Source organism: Nocardioides pakistanensis (assembly GCF_054781215.1).
Map to the genome: position 1 here is coordinate 228,113 of NZ_BAAGUV010000023.1, position 16,400 is coordinate 244,512.

Sequence of the window (16,400 nt, forward strand, 5' to 3'; positions counted from 1 at the left end):
AGCCGGGGAACGCCGGGCTGCGCTCCGATCACCTCAATACTAGAACACGTTCTCGTTTTTTGCGAGATCGTTCTGCAACGTGTTCCACGTCAGCTGCCCACTTCCTCCACCGCGTGGTCCGCACGGCTGACCGAACGACCTGCACGACGGCCGGAGTAGACGCAGTCGGCCAGCGAGAGGCCGCTCACGTAGGAGTTCGAGCAGATCCCTGCAGCGGTCCGGCCCGCGGCGTACAACCGCGGCACCGCCCGGCCCTGCGTGTCGAGCACCGCCCCGGTCTGCTCGTCGACCGCGAGCCCGCCGAGGGTCATCGTGGGACACGGGAAGCCCACCGAGGACCGCACCGAGATGTCGATCAGCGAGTACGGCGGCTGCCCGATCTCCTGCAGCTGGTCGGCGGGCTTTCCGAGCGGGTCCTCGACCCCGCTGCGGACGGTCTCGTTGTAGGCGGCCACCGTCCGCTCCGCGGCGACCGGGTCGATCCCGGCTCGCTCGGCGACCTCGCGGACGGTGCGCCCCTCCACCCTCCCGGACCCGAACATCGTGAGCGTCTGGAGCCGCTGGAACCACAGCGTCTGCGCGGACACCTGCTTCCTGGCCACGTCGAGGATCCGCCGGTCGACGAGGAGGTGGGCGGTGCCGCCGTGCTCGTGGATCAACGCCTCGGCGACGGCGGCGCCGTACAGCGACTCGTTGCACACCCGCGACCCGTCCGGCCCGAGCAGCACGCCCTTGGCCAGCTCGGACGGCGGCGTGAAGAACCGCCAGGCCGAGGCGCGGTCGAGGTACTTCGTCGCGGCGCCGACCGAGCGGCCGAGCCCGATACCGCTGCCGTCGTCGCCCAGCGTGCCGAGCGGCAGCCCGGGGAGGTACGGCGCCGCGTGCTCGCGGACCAGCTCGCGGTTGAAGGCGAACCCACCGGCCGCCAGCACGACCCCGCGACGAGCGCTGACCGCCCAGCGCCGGCCATGCGTGCGCTCGATCCGCTCGATCCTGCGGCTGAGCCGCTTGCCCAGCGGGCGGTACCAGAGGTTGAGCTTGCCGACCTTCGACGCCATCCAGCGGAACTGCCGGAGCACCGCAGCCGGCGCGCCCTCGACGGTCCTGCAGACGACACCGACCACCGCGCCCGACTCGTCGGTGACCAGCTCCTCGGCGCGGGTCAGCGGCTGCACGCGCACCCCGCGTCGCTCGACGGCCGCGCGCAGCGGTCCGAACAGCGCCTTGCCCGAGGTGCCCTTCCCCTTCGCGCGGTGGCCGCGCTGCGCCGGAGCGGCCACCGCCCGGGAAGGACCGGCGAGCTCGTTGCCGGAGTAGTAGAGGTAGTGCTTGTTGGTCGGGTAGGAGGTCTTGTACGGCGCAGAGCTGCCCTCGAACGGCACGCCGTGGCTCTCCAGCCAGACCAGCATGTCGACCGAGCCGTCACAGAAGGAGCGCAGCGTCTCCTCCGAGACCGCGCCGGCCGTCTCGAGCCGCAGGTAGGCGAGCATCTGCTCGGGGGTGTCCTCGATCCCGGCCTCGCGCTGCTGGGGCGTCCCCCCGCCGGCATACACGACGCCGCCGCTGATCGCGCTCGCACCGCCACCGAGGAACCGGTCGAGCACCAGCACGTCGGCACCGGCCTCCGCCGCCTCGATCGCGGCGCACGCCCCGGCGGCACCGAAGCCGACCACGACGACATCTGCCTCGGCATCCCAGGACTGTGCGGCCACGACTCTCCTCAAGTAGAACGCGTTCTTACTTTGCCGCCTCATCATGCCGGGCAGCACCCGAGGGAGCAAGACCTGACCGGGATGCCCCGCGCAACTGGAACCTGTTACAGTTTTGCCCCCGATTGCTGGAGGTCACATGGCTCGCCCCGTTCCCCAGGACGCCGCGCAAGCTGCGCACCAGGAAGACGACGTCGACGTCGTCGTCGTGGGAGCCGGCGGCGCCGGGATGACCGCCGCGCTCGCCGCCGCCCACCACGGGCTACGGACGGTCGTGGTCGAGAAGAGCGCCTACTTCGGCGGCTCGACGGCTCGCTCCGGGGGCGGGGTGTGGATCCCGAACAACCACGCGCTCAGAGCGGCCGGCGTGCCGGACAGCCTGGAGGACGCCCGCACCTACCTGGCCTCGATCGTCGGCGACGTGGTCCCGGAGGAGCGCCGCAACGCGTTCCTCGAGCGGGGGCCCGAGGCGCTCGAGTTCGTCCGCGACCACTCGGCCGTCGACTTCATGTGGGTCCCGGAGTACTCCGACTACTACCCCGAGGCACCGGGCGGCCGTGCGATCGGCCGCAGTGTCGAGCCGCGTCCGGTCAACGGCAAGCTGATCGGCGCGGAGCTCGCCCGACTCCACCCGCCCTACGCGAAGGCCCCGGCAGGGATGGTCGTCACCCAGGCCGACTACCGCTGGATGAGCCTGGCGATGCGCACCCTGAAGGGCCCGATCACCACGCTGCGGATCGTCGCCGGGCGGGTGCTGAACCTGTTGCTGCGCCGACCGATGTACGCCATGGGCGCCGCGCTCGCGATCGGCCTGCGCAAGGGGCTGCTCGACGCCGGTGTCCCGGTCTGGTACGACACCGAGCTCACCGAGCTGCTTCTCGACGACGGCCGCGTGGCCGGCGTACGCCTCCGCCGGGAGGACGCCGAGGTCACGGTGCGCGCCCGCCGCGGCGTGGTGCTCGCCAGCGGCGGCTTCGAGAAGAACCTCGAGATGCGGGAGAAGTACCAGCGCTCCCCCATCACCACCGACTGGACGACCGGCGCGGAGTCGAACACCGGCGGCGGCATCGAGGCCGGGATCGCGGCCGGCGCGGACATCGCGTTGATGGACGACGCGTGGTGGGGCCCGACGATCCCGCTCACCGGCGGGCCGTACTTCTGCCTCTCGGAGCGCAACCTGCCCGGCGCGATCATCGTGAACCAGGCCGGCAAGCGGTACGCCAACGAGGCCTCGCCGTACGTCGACGCCGTGCACGCGATGTACGACGGCGAAGCCGCGACCGGGGTGGGCCACGTGCCGTCCTGGATGATCCTCGACCAGCGCTACCGCAACCGGTACCTGTTCGCGGGACTCGGGCCGCGCCAGCCCTTCCCCGGCCGTTGGTACAAGCACGGCACGCTATTCAAGAGCGACACGGTCGAGGGACTCGCCGAGCAGATCGGCGTGGACCCGGCCGGACTCGCCGAGACGGTTCGGCGGTTCAACGAGATGGCGCGCACCGGCGTGGACACCGATTTCCACCGCGGCGACAGCGCCTACGACAAGTACTACGGCGACCCGACCAACAAGCCGAACCCGTGCCTGGGCCCGATCGACGAGGCCCCGTTCTACGCGGTCAAGATCGTCCCCGGCGACCTCGGCACCAAGGGCGGCGTGGTCACCGATGAGCACGCGCGTGCGCTGCGGCCCGACGGCTCGGTGATCCCGGGCCTGTACGCCGCCGGCAACGCCTCGTCCGCGGTGATGGGCAACACCTACGCGGGCGCCGGGTCCACGATCGGCCCGGCCATCGTGTTCGGCTACCTGGCCGCGCTCGACCTCGCCCGCCCGGTAACGGTCGAGCAGTCCCCCGTCCGGACCGCAGAGGAGAGCTGACATGCCCATCGACCCCGACAAGGCCATCGGCGCGGAGCTGTCCGAGGTCACCTTCGCGTGGACCGAGTCCGACGTCCTGCTCTACCACCTCGGCGTGGGTGCGGGCGCCCGTCCCGGCGACCAGACCGACCCCCGAGCACTGCGGTACACCCTCGACGACGAGCAGCTCCAGGTGCTCCCGTCGTTCGGGGTCGTGGCGCCGACCTTCCACGCCACCGCGCCGCCGAGCCTGGACCTGCCCGGCTGTGACATCGACCTGGCCAGCGTGCTGCACGGAAGCCAGGAGATCGTCCTGCACCGCCCGCTGCCGACGGCGGCACGGGCGACGGTCCGCACCCGGATCAGCGACGTGTGGGACAAGGGCAAGGCCGCGGTGATCGTGCAGGAGGGCGAGGCCCGTGACGAGTCCGGGGAGCCGCTGTTCACGACCCGCTCGAGCATCTTCGTCCGCGGTGAGGGCGGTTGGGGCGGTGACCGCGGACCGTCCACGAAGGTGGACCTGCCCGACCGCGCACCCGACGCCGACGTCAGCTACGCGACGACACCGCACCAGGCGATGCTCTACCGGCTGTGCGGCGACCGGAACCCGCTCCACGCCGACCCGCAGTTCGCTGCGAGGGCCGGGTTCCCGGCACCGATCCTGCACGGACTGTGCTCCTACGGGATCACCCTGCGCGAGGTCGTCGACGCCCTCCTCGACGCGGACACCTCCGCCGTCGCCGGATTCTCCGCCCGCTTCGCCGGCGTGGTCTTCCCCGGCGAGACGATCCGGGTCCGTGCCTGGGACGAGGGCGAGCAGATCCTGGTCTCGGCCACCGTGGCGAGCCCGGACGCGGCGCGGGACGGCGCGCCAGTGCTCGCCGACGCGGTCCTCACCCGCGCCTGAGAGCCTGGTCACGTTCACGCCGGTCCGGTTGGGCCGGCACGTGTCGTCTGCCTAGCCTGGACGGGTTCCGCGTCCCGGCGGAGCGCCGTCCGTGGGCAACGCCGAGTCCTGTCCCGCTCCCGGCCGGCACCGACGAGCATCACCAGGGGCAGGAGCGGGGGAACCGAATCTTCACGGTCCCCGGACCTCGGGGTGAAGCCTCCACCGTCGTACGACGAGCGAGGCCGGGCACACCTTTCCGCCCGAACCCGACAGCTCACCTCGCAGGCGTCCGAGAGGTTCCGTCATGCGCTCACGCATGTTCCTGGCGACGGTCGTCGCCTTCCTTGCCGCACTCGCCCCGAACCTGGTGGCCGCACCTGCCGAGGCCGCGACGCTCCGGACCTGGAAGCGGCTCGCCCAGTGCGAGTCCGGCCAGCGCTGGCACATCAACACCGGCAACGGCTACTACGGCGGCCTGCAGTTCAGCCCGTCGACGTGGCGGGCGTTCGGTGGTCGCAAGTTCGCCCGCAACGCCCACCGGGCCATGCCGCGCGAGCAGATCAGGATCGCCGAGAAGGTCCGTCGCGCGCAGGGGTGGGGCGCCTGGCCGCACTGCTCCCGCAAGATCGGGCTGCGGTAGTGTGACGACCGGAAAGGTGGAACACGTTCTACCTTTCCGGTCGTCGACGTCGTCCCTGAGGAGAGCTTCGTGACCACCAGGGCGATGCGCCGCGCGGCCGTCCGCAGGGCGGTGCCGCTACCGTCCCTGAGCATCCCCGAGGGACGCCTGGTCGAGCTTCCCGGCCGGGGGTCGACGTACGTCACCGACTCCCCCGGACCGAACGGGGCCCCGACAGTGCTCCTGCTGCACGCCGTCGGCTGCACGGGTCTGCTCACGTGGTTCCCGTCGATCCCCGCGCTCACCGAGCGCTACCGGGTGGTCACCCTCGACCAGCGGTGGCACGGCCAGGGCATCACCTCCGAGGAGTTCTCGCTCTACGACTGCGCCGACGACGCCGCCGCAGTGATCGAGACGCTCGGACTCGAGGACGTCATCGTCGCGGGCTACTCGATGGGCTCGGTCGTCGCGCAGCGCACCTGGCGGCAGCATCCCGACCGGGTCGCAGGCCTCGTGCTCGGCGCGACCACGGACAGGTTCCGAAGGTCGCCGGCGGAGATGATGTTCTTCCAGTCGATGGGCCTGTCGATGGGCGCACTCCGCGGCCTGGCCCGTTCCCGGACCGCGCTCGCCGCCGCACGCAGCGCCGCCCGGTTCATGGACATCGACGATCCGGGCGACCTGCACGACTGGGCGCTGGCGGAGTTCCGCAGCACCAGCCCGTGGGCCGTCGCGCAGGCGGTCGCTGCCCTCGGCAGGCACCACTCACGGCCCTGGCTGCGCCGGATCGACGTGCCCACCGCCGTGGTCGTGATGGCACGGGACCGGGTGATCCCCGCCGACCGTCAGCGGACCCTGGCCGCCCGGATCCCCGGCGCCACGACCCACGAGGCCGACGCCGGTCACGCCGGCTGCGTCCTGGCCGCGGAGGAGTTCGTCCCGACCCTGCTCGAGGCGTGTGCCTCAGTCGCCGCGCGCGTGCGCGACGGAAAGCGCCTCGAGCGCCGCGTCGAGCTCTGACGGGATCAGCGCGGCCAGCTCCCGTACCTTCGGCACCAGCTCGCGGCAGGCGAGGACGCCGACGTTCATCCGGCCGTTGTTCGACATCACGGTGATGTTGAGGCCCGCGCCGTGGAAGACCGGCCCGAGCGGATAGAGGGCGTCGATCCGCGCCCCCATGAAATACACCGGGACCGGGGGGCCCGGCACGTTGGAGACCACGAGGTTGTGCACGACCGGGTGCCGCTCGGCGAGCCGGAGCCGGGAGTAGACCCGCACCGCCATCCCGAAGGTGCGCGGCGCTGCGAACTGTGCCCAGTCCTGCAACGTGTCGGCGTCGATCGCACCGTGATGCTCCTTGACGTCGGCGTTGGTCGCCGCGATCGCGCGGATCCGTTCGAGCGGGTCCTCCACGTCGGTGTGGAGCTTGGTGAACATGCCCGAGACCTTGTTGCTGCCGGTCCGCTGTGACTTCCCGTGCACCGAGACCGGCACCATCGCCACCAGGGAGGCGCTCGGCAGCTCGCCGCGGTCGGCGAGGTAGCGGCGCAGCGCACCGCCGACCAGGCCCAGCACCACGTCGTTGACCGTCGCCCCGGCGGCGGCCTTCACCGCCTTGACGTCGTCGAGGTCGAAGTCGGCGAACGCCGCCGATCGGTGCCCGGTGATCGTGCCGTTGAACGACGTCCTGGGTGCGGTGAACGGGGCCGGCATCGCCTTGCCCGCCCGGCCGCGGCCGATCCAGCTGGTCACGATGCCGGCGGTGGGAAGGAGCAGCTTGGCGAGCTCCAGCGGCTTCGTCGCGGTCGACACCAGAGCCCGGGCGGCCAGCTCGACGTCGCTCGGGACCCGCTCGTGGTGCGCAGGCTCGGCGGGCAGCGGCGGCGCCTCGGGCTCGAGACTGCAGAGGTTGGAGATCAGGTTCGCACCGGACACTCCGTCGACGGTGGCGTGGTGCATCTTGGTGAAGACCGCGACCCGCCCGTCACGGAGGCCCTCGATCACGACCATCTCCCACAGCGGTCGCGAGCGGTCCAGCGGCAGCCCGGCGAGATGCCCGACCAGCTCAGCGAGCTCCTCGGGTCCGCCGGGCGAGGGCACGGCGGCGCGATGGACGTGCCTGTCGATGTCGAAGTCCTCGTCGATCACCCAGACCGGGTGGTCCAGGTGCAGGGGCACGGTGTGCAGGGTGCGCAGGAACTCCGGCATCGAGCTGATCCGGCGGGCGATCCCCCGCTTCAGCGTCTCGAAGTCATAGCGCTCGGGCATGGTCTCCGGGGAGATCATGACCACGCCGCACACGTGGAGCAGCTGGGTGGAGGACTCGAGGTACAAGAAGCTCGCATCGAGCCCGCTGAGTCGGTCCATGCCCATGATCCTACGCCCATTTCTATAACAGGTTCTAGTTTGCCTAGACTTGCCGCATGACGGACAAGTTCCTGCGTCGCCAGCTGGTCACCGCCGCCCTGACCGCCAACGCGCTGCGGCCGTTCCCCGGCGGGGTCACCGGCATCCCCCAGATGTTCGCGGGCTGGCTGACCGGAGAGCTCGCCCCCCACCTCGCCGCGGCGACCGCGGTCGACATGCTCACCCAGACAACGCTCCGGCGCCACGATGGTCACGCCTCTCGCGCCGGGCTCGCGCTGGCCACCGGCAGCGTTGCCGGGCTGGGCTACCTCATCCACCAGTCCCAGGACGCTCGCGACGACGTCGACCGGGCGTTGGTCGAGGCCCTGGGACCCGGTTACCTCGACGACCTCACCAAGGTGCACACCGACGTCGACCTGGCCACCCCGTGGCGCCAGCTGGCGATGCCCTTCCGGATGCAGCACCCCGAGGTGGAGGTCGTGAAGAACCTCACCTACGCCGAGGGCGGCGGCCGACGCGGCCTCCTCGACGTCTACCGGCGCGCCGGAGAGCCCGTCCAGGGGGCGCCGGTGCTGCTCCAGGTCCACGGCGGTGGCTGGACGATCGGCAACAAGGACCAGCAGGGCATCCCCCTGATGCTGCACATGGCCGCCCGCGGCTGGGTCTGCGTCGCGATCAACTACCGGCTCAGCCCCAAGCACGCGTTCCCGGCCCACCTGGTCGACGTCAAGCGCTCGATCGCCTGGATCCGCGAGCACATCGAGGAGTACGGCGGCGATCCGTCCTACGTCGCGATCACCGGCGGCTCGGCCGGGGGACATCTGAGCGCGCTTGCGGCGCTGACCCCGAACGACCCCGAGTACCAGCCCGGCTTCGAGCACGCCGACACGAGCCTGCAGGCGGCAGTGCCGCACTACGGGGTCTACGACTGCGCCGGCGCGACCGGTGACCGTCGAGCGATCAGGCTGCGCGACGCGTTCCTCGGACCACGGGTGCTGAAGAAGGACCCACGGCGCGACCTCGCCGACTTCGAGCGCGCCTCCCCCCTGCTGCGCGTGCGCGCCGACGCTCCGCCGTTCTTCGTGATCCACGGCGCGCACGACACGCTGGTGCCGGTCGACCAGGCCCGGCAGTTCGTGCGCCGGCTGCGCGAGGTGGCGACGAACCCGGTGGCGTACGCCGAGCTGCCCGGCACCCAGCACGCGTTCGACGTGTTCCCCTCGATCCGCAGCGCCCACGTGGTCCGCGGGGTCGACCGCTTCCTGCGGTGGAACTACGCCCAGTGGCAGCAGGCGAAGGACGGCTGACCGACGCGCTCAGCCGCGGGGCAGGCCGAGGATCCGCTCGCCGGCCACGTTGCGCAGCACCTGTGTGGTGCCGCCGGCGATGCTCAGGCACCGGGTGAGCAGCAGCTCGTGCAACGCTTCGGCGGCCTCCGCGCCGCCGGTCAGCGCCCCCGGTCCGACCAGCTCGTAGGCAAGCTCGGCGGCCTCCTGCCGGTGGCGGACCCCGACCAGCTTCTGCACGCTGGACTCCGCACCCGGGCCCTGTCCCGCGAGCGAGCGCAGTGTGGAGCGCGCGCCGAGCATGGTCACCGTCACCGCGTCCGCGACCGCGCCACCGACCCGGACCAGCCTCGTCGCCGTGAACGGGTCGGCGGGGTCGGCGTCGGCCAGCAGGCGCAGGGCGCGCTCGACGTTGGCGCCGAGCGAGGACCCGCTCATCGCGACCCGCTCGTTGGCCAGCGTCGTGCGCGCGAGCCTCCAGCCACCGTCGACCTCGCCCACGACGCAGTCGTCGGGCACGAAGACGCCGTCGAGGAACACCTCGTTGAAGACCGCCTCCCCGGTGATCTCGCGCAGCGGCCGGATATCGAGTCCCTCGCTGCGCATGTCGACCAGGAAGTAGGTGATCCCCTTGTGCGCCGGCACGTCGGGGCTGGTCCGGGCCAGGCAGATCGCCCAGTCGGCCGCGGTCGCCAGCGACGTCCAGACCTTCTGCCCGGTGAGCCGCCACCCGCCCTCGACACGTTCGGCGCGGGTCCGGAGGGAGGCGAGGTCGGAGCCGGCACCGGGCTCGCTGAACAGCTGGCACCAGACCACGTCACCGCGGAGGGTGGCCGGCACGAACCGGCGCTGCTGCTCCTCGGTGCCGTGCGCCAGGATCGTCGGGGCGGCCCAGGCGCCGATCGCCAGGTCGGGCCGGACGACACCCGCAGCGGCCAGCTCCTCGTCGATGAGCAGCTGCTCGGCCGGCGAGGCCCCCCGGCCGTACGGCGACGGCCAGTGCGGCATCAGCAACCCCGCCTCCGCGAGAGCGGTACGACGGGCATCCCCCTGCGCGGCCGCGACCCGTTCCACGTCCGCACGGATCCCAGCGCGGAGCTGCTCGACGTCAGGGTCGAGCTCGACGTGCACGGTCCGACGACGCCCGGCGAGGGCGAGCCGAGCCGCTTCCAGGCGCATCCGGTCGGTGCCGCCGAGGAGCTGACGTGTGCTCAGCGCCCGGCGCAGGTACAGGTGCGCGTCGTGCTCCCAGGTGAACCCGATGCCGCCGAGCACCTGGATGCAGTCCTTGGCGTTCTCGACCGCGGCGTCGAGCGCCACCACACCCGCCACGGCCGCCGCCAGCTGCAGCTCCCCGGGGTCGCGGTCGGCGGCCGAGGCCGCGTCCCAGGCGACCGCGGTGGCCGACTCGGCCCGTTCGAGCATCTCGGCGCACAGGTGCTTGATCGCCTGGAACGACCCGATCTTGCGGCCGAACTGCTCGCGCACGCCGGCGTACTCGACGGCGGTGCGCAGCGCCCACCGGGCGACCCCCGAGGCTTCCGCGGCGGCGAAGGTCAGCACCAGTCGGCGCACCTGGCCCGCCGGGAGGTCGACGCGGCTGTCGCTCTCCACGGCGACACCGCCGAGGCGAACCGTGCCCACCGTCCGGGACAGGTCGGGGGTCTGCGCCGCCGCTTCGACCGCTACTCCCGCCGCGTCGACCGGCACGATGAACCAGGTCTCCGCCGCCGTCGAGTCGCTGCCGGTGGGCGAGACCGCGGCGACCTGAGCACGTCGAGGGGCCGAGGCCCCGATCATCAGGTGGGTCGCCGCACCGGCGTCCAGGACGACAGGGACGGTCCCGTCGAGCGTCCCCCCGTCCTCGCTCACCGTCAGCTCGGCCGGCGCGGGGGCGAGCCCGATCCGGACCGAGCCGTCGCCGATCCCCGGGAGGAAGCGCTTGGCGGCCGCGGCGCCGGCCCCGTCGTCCAACACCTCGGCCAGCACGGCTGCGGCGACGGCCGTCGACAGCAGCGGTCCGGGCACCAGGCCCACGGCGGACGCCTCGAGAGCGACCGCCAGGTCGAGACGGGAGCCACCTGCACCGCCGGCAGCCTCGGGGACGGCGATGCCCAGCACCCCCAGGTCGGCAAGGTCCTGCCAGTGCTCGAGCGACGTCGCCCCACCCTCGGACGCGCGCACCCGCGCGGGGAAGTCCCGGGCCGAGGCCCACTCGGCCAACGACTCGGCCAGGGCGGCCTGCTCCTCGGTCAGTCCGATCGTCACGGGGCGACTCCTGTCAGATCTAGAACGTGTTTCAATACTGCCACGGATACGCTGGCCCGTGCACGCGGCGTCCACCCAGATCGAGGAGCCCATGTCCACCACCACGACCGGACCCGGCATGCCCGAGGACCTGCTCGAGCACGCCCTGGCCGCGAAGGGGTTCATGCCTCTCGACGAGGGCGACCTGCTGCACCGGCTCGCCCGGCAGCGACTGCCGCACGGCCCCGTGCTCGAGGTGGGCACCTACTGCGGCAAGTCCGCGGTGTACCTCGGCGCGGCCGCCCGCGAGGTGGGCGGCACGGTCTTCACCGTCGACCACCACCGCGGGTCGGAGGAGAACCAGGCCGGGTGGGAGTACCACGACCCGAGCCTCGTCGACCCCGAGCTCGGCCTGCTCGACACCCTCGGCCACTTCCGGCGCACCATCGCGCGCGCCGGGCTCGAGGAGCAGGTGGTGGCCGTCGTCGGTCGCTCGACGACGGTCTCGGCGCACTGGCGCACTCCCCTGTCACTGCTGTTCATCGATGGCGGCCACACCGACGAGCACGCCACCAACGACTACGAGGGCTGGGGTCGCTGGGTCGACCACGGTGGGCTGATGGTGGTCCACGACGTCTTCCCCGACCCGGCCGACGGCGGTCAGGCGCCGTACCGGGTCTACCGGCGGGCGCTGGACAGCGGCGACTTCGAGGAGACCGAGGTGCTCGGCTCGCTCCGAGCGCTGACCCGGGTGCGCGGCGACGCCGGCGACCCCGTGGGCTGACGCGGGACTCAGGTGACCCGTTCGCCCCTGGCGTCGGCGGGCACGCAACCGCACTCGAGACCGATCTCGGTGAAGTCCGTGGTCAGCGACGATCCGCGAAAGATGGCCGCCCCTGGTGTCGTGCCCGACAACGTGTCGACGGCCAGGATCACCGCCGCGGCGGTCCACGTGCTGCACTCCACCGGCCAGCGTGCGTCGTCGGTGAAGACGTAGCCCGTCCAGTAGGCCCCGTCGGGGTCGCGCAGGTGCTGCATCGCGGCGAGCTGCTCGCAGGCCCGATCGTGCTCACCGAGGGCGTCGAGCGCCATCACCAGCTCGCAGGTCTCGGCGCCGGTCACCCAGGGGCGGTCCGCGACGCAGCGGATCCCCAGCCCGTCGACGACGAACTCGTCCCAGCGGGAGGCGACCCGCTCCTCGGCCTCCGCGCCCCGGACGGCACCGCCGAGGATCGGGTAGTACCAGTCCATGGAGTAGCGCGGCTTGGGCACGAAACGGTCCTCGTGCTCGCGCAGGGCATGTCCGAGCCGGCCCGCCGCGAGCTCCCACTCGGGCTGCGGCTCGTCGAGCAGCTCGCCGAGCGCAACCCCACAGGCCAGAGCCTGGAAGATGCTCGAGCTGCCGGTGACCAGGGCGGTCTCGTCGACGACACCGAGCTCGCCCACGCCCCAGGCGATCCCACCGAAGGGCAGCTGGAGGTCGACGACGCGGTCGAGCGCCCGACGGACGACCGGCCATGCCCGGCGTACGAACGCCTGGTCGCGGCGGACCAGCCAGTGGTGCCACACGCCCACGGCGACGTAGGCGACCATGTTGGTGTCGGTGCCCGCGTCCTCGACCCGGCCTGCGGTGATCCTCATCGGCCAGGAGCCGTCGCGGCGCTGGGTCTCGAAGAGCCAGGTGTAGGCACGCTCGGCCGCCTCGACCTCACCGCCGACGAGCAGCGCCATCGCGCACTCGACGTGGTCCCAGGTGTCGATCCGACCGCCCCGGTACCACGGGATGGCTCCCGAGGGCTCCTGCGCACGGGCGATCGAGGCCGCCGTACGGCGCACCTGGTCGGCGGAGAGCACGCCCGGGAGGCTGGGGATGTCGCCGGAGATGTTGACCGTCATCGGCGGCCTCAGGGCTTGGTCAGGTAGAGCACCATGCTCTTGCCGATGACCGGGTTGAGCAGCTGCTCGGCGGTGCGGGTCAACCACGGCCGCTTCATGATGTCCCAGACCAGCAGCCGGTGGTAGGTCTTGGGCAGCACGTGGTCGGAGTTGTCGACACCGACCGCGCACTTGAGCCACCAGTACGGCGAGTGCAGGGCATGGGCGTGCTCCTTGCCGGTGAAGGTCAGCCCGGCGCGCTCGAGCTTGCCGACCAGCTCGTCGCCGGTGTAGATCCGCACGTGTCCCCCCTCGACCTCGTGGTACTCCTCCGACAGCGCCCAGCAGATCTTCTCCGGCAGCCACCGCGGAACGGTCACGGCCATCGTCCCACCGGGCCGGAGCACGCGCACGAGTTCTGCGATCGCGGTCTCGTCGTCGGGGATGTGCTCGAGCACCTCGGCGGCCACGACGCGGTCGAACTCGCCGTCGGCGAACGGCAGCTGCAGCGCGTCACCCTGCTTGACGTCGGCCTCGGCGCCGTCGGGCACCTCGCCGCCCGCCCGCATCGCGGCGAACATGTCGGAGACCGCGGAGAGCTCGTCGGCGTCCTGGTCGAAGGCGATCACGTCCGCGCCGCGGCGGTACAGCTCGAAGGCGTGGCGTCCGGCGCCGCAGCCCATGTCGAGCACCCGCTCGCCTGCCTGGACACCCAGCCGGTCGAAGTCAACGGTCAGCATGTGGTCAGTTCTCCTGGTTGTCGTCGATGGCCCGCTGGTAGGCCGCAGCGGTCGCCTCGGCCACCGCGCGCCAGCTGAACTTCTCCAGCGCCCGCTTCCGCCCGGCCGCTCCCATCCGGTGCCGCCGCTCCGGGTCGTCGAGCAGCGCCTCGAGGGCCGCTGCCAGCTCACCGACGTCACCGGGGGTGACCAGGTCGGCGCAGAGCCCGTCCTCGCCGACGACCTCGGGGATCGCACCGGCGCGGCTGACGACCAGCGGGGTGCCGCACGCCATCGCCTCGACGGTCGGCAGCGAGAAGCCCTCGTAGAGGGACGGCACGCAGGCGATCTCCGCGGACCCGACGAGCGCGGCGAGCTCGGCCTCGCTGAGGCCGCTGACGAACCGGACGCTGTCCTTGATCGAGAGCCGGTCGATCAGCTGCTCGGTGCGTCCGCCCGGCTTGGGACGGGTGACCAGGACCAGCTCGATGTCGCGCTCCGTGCGCAGCTTGGCGAACGCCTCGAGCAACGTGGCGATCCCCTTCATCGGGCTGTCGGCGCTGGCCATCGCCACGATCCGGCCGGGGACGCGCGGGTCCTGGTAGTGCTGGAACACCTCGGGCTCGACACCGAGCGGGATCACCTCGATCCGCTCAGGGGCGACGCCGAAGTCGGCCACGATGTCGCGGGCGGAGGACCTCGAGACGGTCAGCACGTGCTTCATCCGCCGCGCCACGCGGCCCTGCATCGTCAAGAACCCGTACCAGCGCCAGGTGGAGATCTTCTTGCGCCCGTGGGCGGCGGCCATGTCGACCCGGCGGTCGTGCGTGATCGGGTGGTGGATGGTCTCCACGACCGGCAGCCCGGTGCGCACGATGTCGAGGATGCCGTAGCCCAGGGTCTGGTTGTCGTGCACGACGTCGAAGTCGTTGCGCCGGCGCTTGAGCACGCGGGCCGCGCGGAGGCTGAAGGTCAGCGGCTCGGGGAACCCGGCGGTGTACATGGTCGCGACCTCGAGCACGTCGATGGCGTCGCGGAACTCACTGGGACGCGGCGTGCGAAAGGGGTCCGGCTCCCGGTAGAGGTCCAGGCTGGGCAGCTTGGTCAGCCGGACGCCGGGGTCGAGCTCGGGGTAGGGCTGGCCGGAGAAGACCTCGACCTCGTGACCGAGGGCGACGAGCTCACGGCTCAGGTGCCTGACGTACACCCCCTGGCCACCGCAGTGCGGTTTGCTGCGGTAGGACAGCAAGGCGATGCGCACGTTTGACCTCCAAGAAACCGGGAAACTGCGGGTGGAACGTGTTTCGATTACAGCGACGGCCGGTGTTAGCCTACGCAATGAGCGGGCCTGGGCTTGCGCCGGTGCTCACTCCAACGAGCCAGCTGTGAATAAGCGACGGGAGCACCACCGTGAGCACCATGAACTCGTTGGCCTTCGAGGAGCTCGGCTCGGCCGCCCAGCGCGACCGCCGCAAGCGGATCCTCGACGCCACCATCGCGCTGGCCTCCAAGGGCGGCTTCGACGCGGTGCAGATGCGGGCGGTCGCCGAGCGCGCCGACGTGGCGCTCGGCACGCTCTACCGCTACTTCCCGTCCAAGATCCACCTGCTGGTGTCGGCGCTCGCCCGCGAGTTCGAGCAGGCCAACACCAACTTCGACCGACGTCCGATCCCGGGCGACACCGCGCCGGACCGGGTGATGTACGTCCTGTCGCGCACCACGCGGGCGCTCCAGCGCGACCCGAACCTCACCGAGGCGCTGACGCGGGCGTTCATGTTCGCCGACGCGTCGGTGGCCAACGAGATCCACGTCGTCGGCATGCACGTGACCCGGATGCTGATGCGCGCGATGCGCAACCCGGACGCAACCAGCGACCAGATCGAGCCCACCGAGGACGACATCGCGATCGCCAAGGTGATCGGCGACGTCTGGCTGGCCAGCCTGGTGCAGTGGGTCACCGGACGGGCGTCGGCCGGTGACGTCAGCAAGTCGATGGACGTCGCGGTCCGGCTGCTGCTGCGGGAGTGACCCGGCGGGGGCGTCAGCCACCGTAGGCGTGCGTGGCGGTGGCGCCACCGTCGCAGACGAACTCCGCCCCCGTGCAGTAGCCGCTCTCGTCGCTGGCGAGGAACACGTAGACCCCAGCGACGTCCTCGGGGGTGCCGACCCGCTTGAGCGCCACCTTCGTGCCGCCCCACTCCAGGCCTTCGGCACCGGCGAGGTCTCGGATCATGCCGGTGTCGATCATGCCCGGGTGCACGGAGTTGACCCGGATCCCCTTCGGCCCGAGCTCCATCGCGGCCACCTTGGTCATCCCCCGGATGGCGAACTTGCTCGCGGAGTAGGCGATCAGCAGCGGCATGCCGCCGAGGCCCTCGATCGAGGACGAGTTCACGATCGAGCCGCCGCCGTGCTCGGCCATGTGGTCGGCGACGGCGCGCATGCCGAGGAAGGTGCCGACCTGGTTGATGCCGATCACCCGCTGGTACTCCTCGAGGGTGGTCTTGGCCAGCTCGCTGAAGAGCAGCACGCCGGCGTTGTTGATCAGCACGTCGACGCCGCCGAAGCTCTCCACCGCCTCGTTGACCGCACTCTCCCACTCCTGCTCGCTGGTCACGTCGAGGTGGCGGTAGTAGGCCGCCTCACCGAGCTCGTCGGCGAGCATCTTGCCGGCGTCGTCGGCGATGTCGGCGATGACGACCCTGGCGCCCTCGGCCACGAAGGCACGGGCTGCCGCGGCCCCCTGTCCCTGGGCCGCGCCGGTGATCAGTGCGACCTTGCCGGCGAGACGTCCTGTGCTGCTCATCTGGTTACCTTTCGAGTGGCTGCGTTGT

The 16,400-nt window shown here is 71.7% G+C and carries 14 protein-coding genes and 1 riboswitch; of the genes, 7 read left to right on the forward strand and 7 right to left on the reverse strand.

The window, feature by feature from the left end; genetic code table 11:
- Positions 1-89: 89 nt before the first annotated feature.
- Positions 90-1,712: an FAD-binding protein gene (locus ACYVIH_RS10750; protein WP_460869097.1), complete on the reverse strand. Its 1,623-nt coding sequence runs from the start codon at positions 1,710-1,712 to the stop codon at positions 90-92.
- Positions 1,713-1,848: 136 nt separating this feature from the next.
- Between ACYVIH_RS10750 and kstD the strand changes: the two genes are divergently transcribed.
- The 4 genes from kstD to ACYVIH_RS10770 all read left to right on the forward strand — a co-directional run bounded on the left by kstD (position 1,849) and on the right by ACYVIH_RS10770 (position 6,092).
- Positions 1,849-3,585, forward strand: a complete 1,737-nt coding sequence (kstD, locus tag ACYVIH_RS10755; protein ID WP_460869099.1) for a 3-oxosteroid 1-dehydrogenase — start codon at positions 1,849-1,851, stop codon at positions 3,583-3,585.
- A gap of 1 nt (position 3,586) precedes the next feature.
- On the forward strand, positions 3,587-4,471 hold the full coding sequence (locus ACYVIH_RS10760) for a MaoC/PaaZ C-terminal domain-containing protein (protein WP_460869102.1): 885 nt from the start codon (positions 3,587-3,589) through the stop codon (positions 4,469-4,471).
- A 130-nt stretch (positions 4,472-4,601) separates the two neighbouring features.
- A riboswitch (cyclic di-AMP (ydaO/yuaA leader) is annotated at positions 4,602-4,756 on the forward strand.
- Between the two features lies 1 nt (position 4,757).
- A complete protein-coding gene (locus tag ACYVIH_RS10765) occupies positions 4,758-5,093 on the forward strand; it encodes a transglycosylase family protein (RefSeq protein WP_460869105.1) in 336 nt (111 codons plus the stop codon).
- Between the two features lie 69 nt (positions 5,094-5,162).
- Positions 5,163-6,092 carry an alpha/beta fold hydrolase gene (locus ACYVIH_RS10770; RefSeq protein ID WP_460869107.1) on the forward strand — a complete coding sequence of 310 codons (930 nt, stop codon included), beginning with the start codon at positions 5,163-5,165 and terminating at the stop codon, positions 6,090-6,092.
- On the opposite strand, the gene ACYVIH_RS10775 is transcribed toward ACYVIH_RS10770, so the two are convergent.
- Complete coding sequence (locus ACYVIH_RS10775) at positions 6,036-7,439, reverse strand: WS/DGAT/MGAT family O-acyltransferase (protein ID WP_460869110.1); 1,404 nt, start codon at positions 7,437-7,439, stop codon at positions 6,036-6,038. The genes ACYVIH_RS10770 and ACYVIH_RS10775 overlap by 57 nt on opposite strands.
- Before the next feature lie 56 nt (positions 7,440-7,495).
- Here ACYVIH_RS10775 and ACYVIH_RS10780 point away from each other — a divergent pair, with 56 nt between their 5' ends.
- Positions 7,496-8,746 (forward strand): alpha/beta hydrolase, encoded by a 1,251-nt coding sequence (locus tag ACYVIH_RS10780; RefSeq protein WP_460869112.1) that lies wholly within the window; start codon positions 7,496-7,498, stop codon positions 8,744-8,746.
- A gap of 9 nt (positions 8,747-8,755) precedes the next feature.
- Here ACYVIH_RS10780 and ACYVIH_RS10785 read toward each other — a convergent pair whose 3' ends face one another.
- A complete protein-coding gene (locus tag ACYVIH_RS10785) occupies positions 8,756-10,993 on the reverse strand; it encodes an acyl-CoA dehydrogenase (protein ID WP_460869115.1) in 2,238 nt (745 codons plus the stop codon).
- A 91-nt stretch (positions 10,994-11,084) separates the two neighbouring features.
- On the opposite strand from ACYVIH_RS10785, the gene ACYVIH_RS10790 reads away from it, so the two are divergent.
- Positions 11,085-11,756, forward strand: a complete 672-nt coding sequence (locus tag ACYVIH_RS10790; RefSeq protein ID WP_460869118.1) for a class I SAM-dependent methyltransferase — start codon at positions 11,085-11,087, stop codon at positions 11,754-11,756.
- 8 nt (positions 11,757-11,764) lie between these two features.
- On the opposite strand, the gene ACYVIH_RS10795 is transcribed toward ACYVIH_RS10790, so the two are convergent.
- From ACYVIH_RS10795 to ACYVIH_RS10805, 3 genes are read right to left on the reverse strand one after another with little or no spacing between them, the layout of a single operon-like run.
- On the reverse strand, positions 11,765-12,868 hold the full coding sequence (locus tag ACYVIH_RS10795; RefSeq protein WP_460869120.1) for a prenyltransferase: 1,104 nt from the start codon (positions 12,866-12,868) through the stop codon (positions 11,765-11,767).
- Between the two features lie 8 nt (positions 12,869-12,876).
- Complete coding sequence (locus ACYVIH_RS10800; RefSeq protein WP_460869123.1) at positions 12,877-13,587, reverse strand: class I SAM-dependent methyltransferase; 711 nt, start codon at positions 13,585-13,587, stop codon at positions 12,877-12,879.
- Between the two features lie 4 nt (positions 13,588-13,591).
- Positions 13,592-14,827, reverse strand: coding sequence for a glycosyltransferase family 4 protein (locus tag ACYVIH_RS10805; protein ID WP_460869125.1), 1,236 nt, complete (start codon positions 14,825-14,827; stop codon positions 13,592-13,594).
- Between the two features lie 158 nt (positions 14,828-14,985).
- On the opposite strand from ACYVIH_RS10805, the gene kstR reads away from it, so the two are divergent.
- Entirely contained in the window at positions 14,986-15,594 is a 609-nt protein-coding gene (kstR, locus tag ACYVIH_RS10810; RefSeq protein WP_460869167.1) for a cholesterol catabolism transcriptional regulator KstR, read from the forward strand.
- 13 nt (positions 15,595-15,607) lie between these two features.
- On the opposite strand, the gene ACYVIH_RS10815 is transcribed toward kstR, so the two are convergent.
- Positions 15,608-16,372 (reverse strand): glucose 1-dehydrogenase, encoded by a 765-nt coding sequence (locus ACYVIH_RS10815; RefSeq protein ID WP_460869127.1) that lies wholly within the window; start codon positions 16,370-16,372, stop codon positions 15,608-15,610.
- Positions 16,373-16,400: the final 28 nt, after the last annotated feature.

Bases quoted from the DNA above. Each gene is read 5' to 3' on its own strand.
- kstD (WP_460869099.1), top strand. From the start codon at position 1,849: ATGGCTCGCCCCGTTCCCCAGGACGCCGCGCAAGCTGCGCACCAGGAA.
- ACYVIH_RS10760 (WP_460869102.1), top strand. From the start codon at position 3,587: ATGCCCATCGACCCCGACAAGGCCATCGGCGCGGAGCTGTCCGAGGTC.
- ACYVIH_RS10765 (WP_460869105.1), top strand. From the start codon at position 4,758: ATGCGCTCACGCATGTTCCTGGCGACGGTCGTCGCCTTCCTTGCCGCA.
- ACYVIH_RS10775 (WP_460869110.1), bottom strand. From the start codon at position 7,439: ATGGACCGACTCAGCGGGCTCGATGCGAGCTTCTTGTACCTCGAGTCC.
- ACYVIH_RS10780 (WP_460869112.1), top strand. From the start codon at position 7,496: ATGACGGACAAGTTCCTGCGTCGCCAGCTGGTCACCGCCGCCCTGACC.
- ACYVIH_RS10790 (WP_460869118.1), top strand. From the start codon at position 11,085: ATGTCCACCACCACGACCGGACCCGGCATGCCCGAGGACCTGCTCGAG.
- ACYVIH_RS10795 (WP_460869120.1), bottom strand. From the start codon at position 12,868: ATGACGGTCAACATCTCCGGCGACATCCCCAGCCTCCCGGGCGTGCTC.
- ACYVIH_RS10800 (WP_460869123.1), bottom strand. From the start codon at position 13,587: ATGCTGACCGTTGACTTCGACCGGCTGGGTGTCCAGGCAGGCGAGCGG.
- kstR (WP_460869167.1), top strand. From the start codon at position 14,986: ATGAACTCGTTGGCCTTCGAGGAGCTCGGCTCGGCCGCCCAGCGCGAC.
- ACYVIH_RS10815 (WP_460869127.1), bottom strand. From the start codon at position 16,372: ATGAGCAGCACAGGACGTCTCGCCGGCAAGGTCGCACTGATCACCGGC.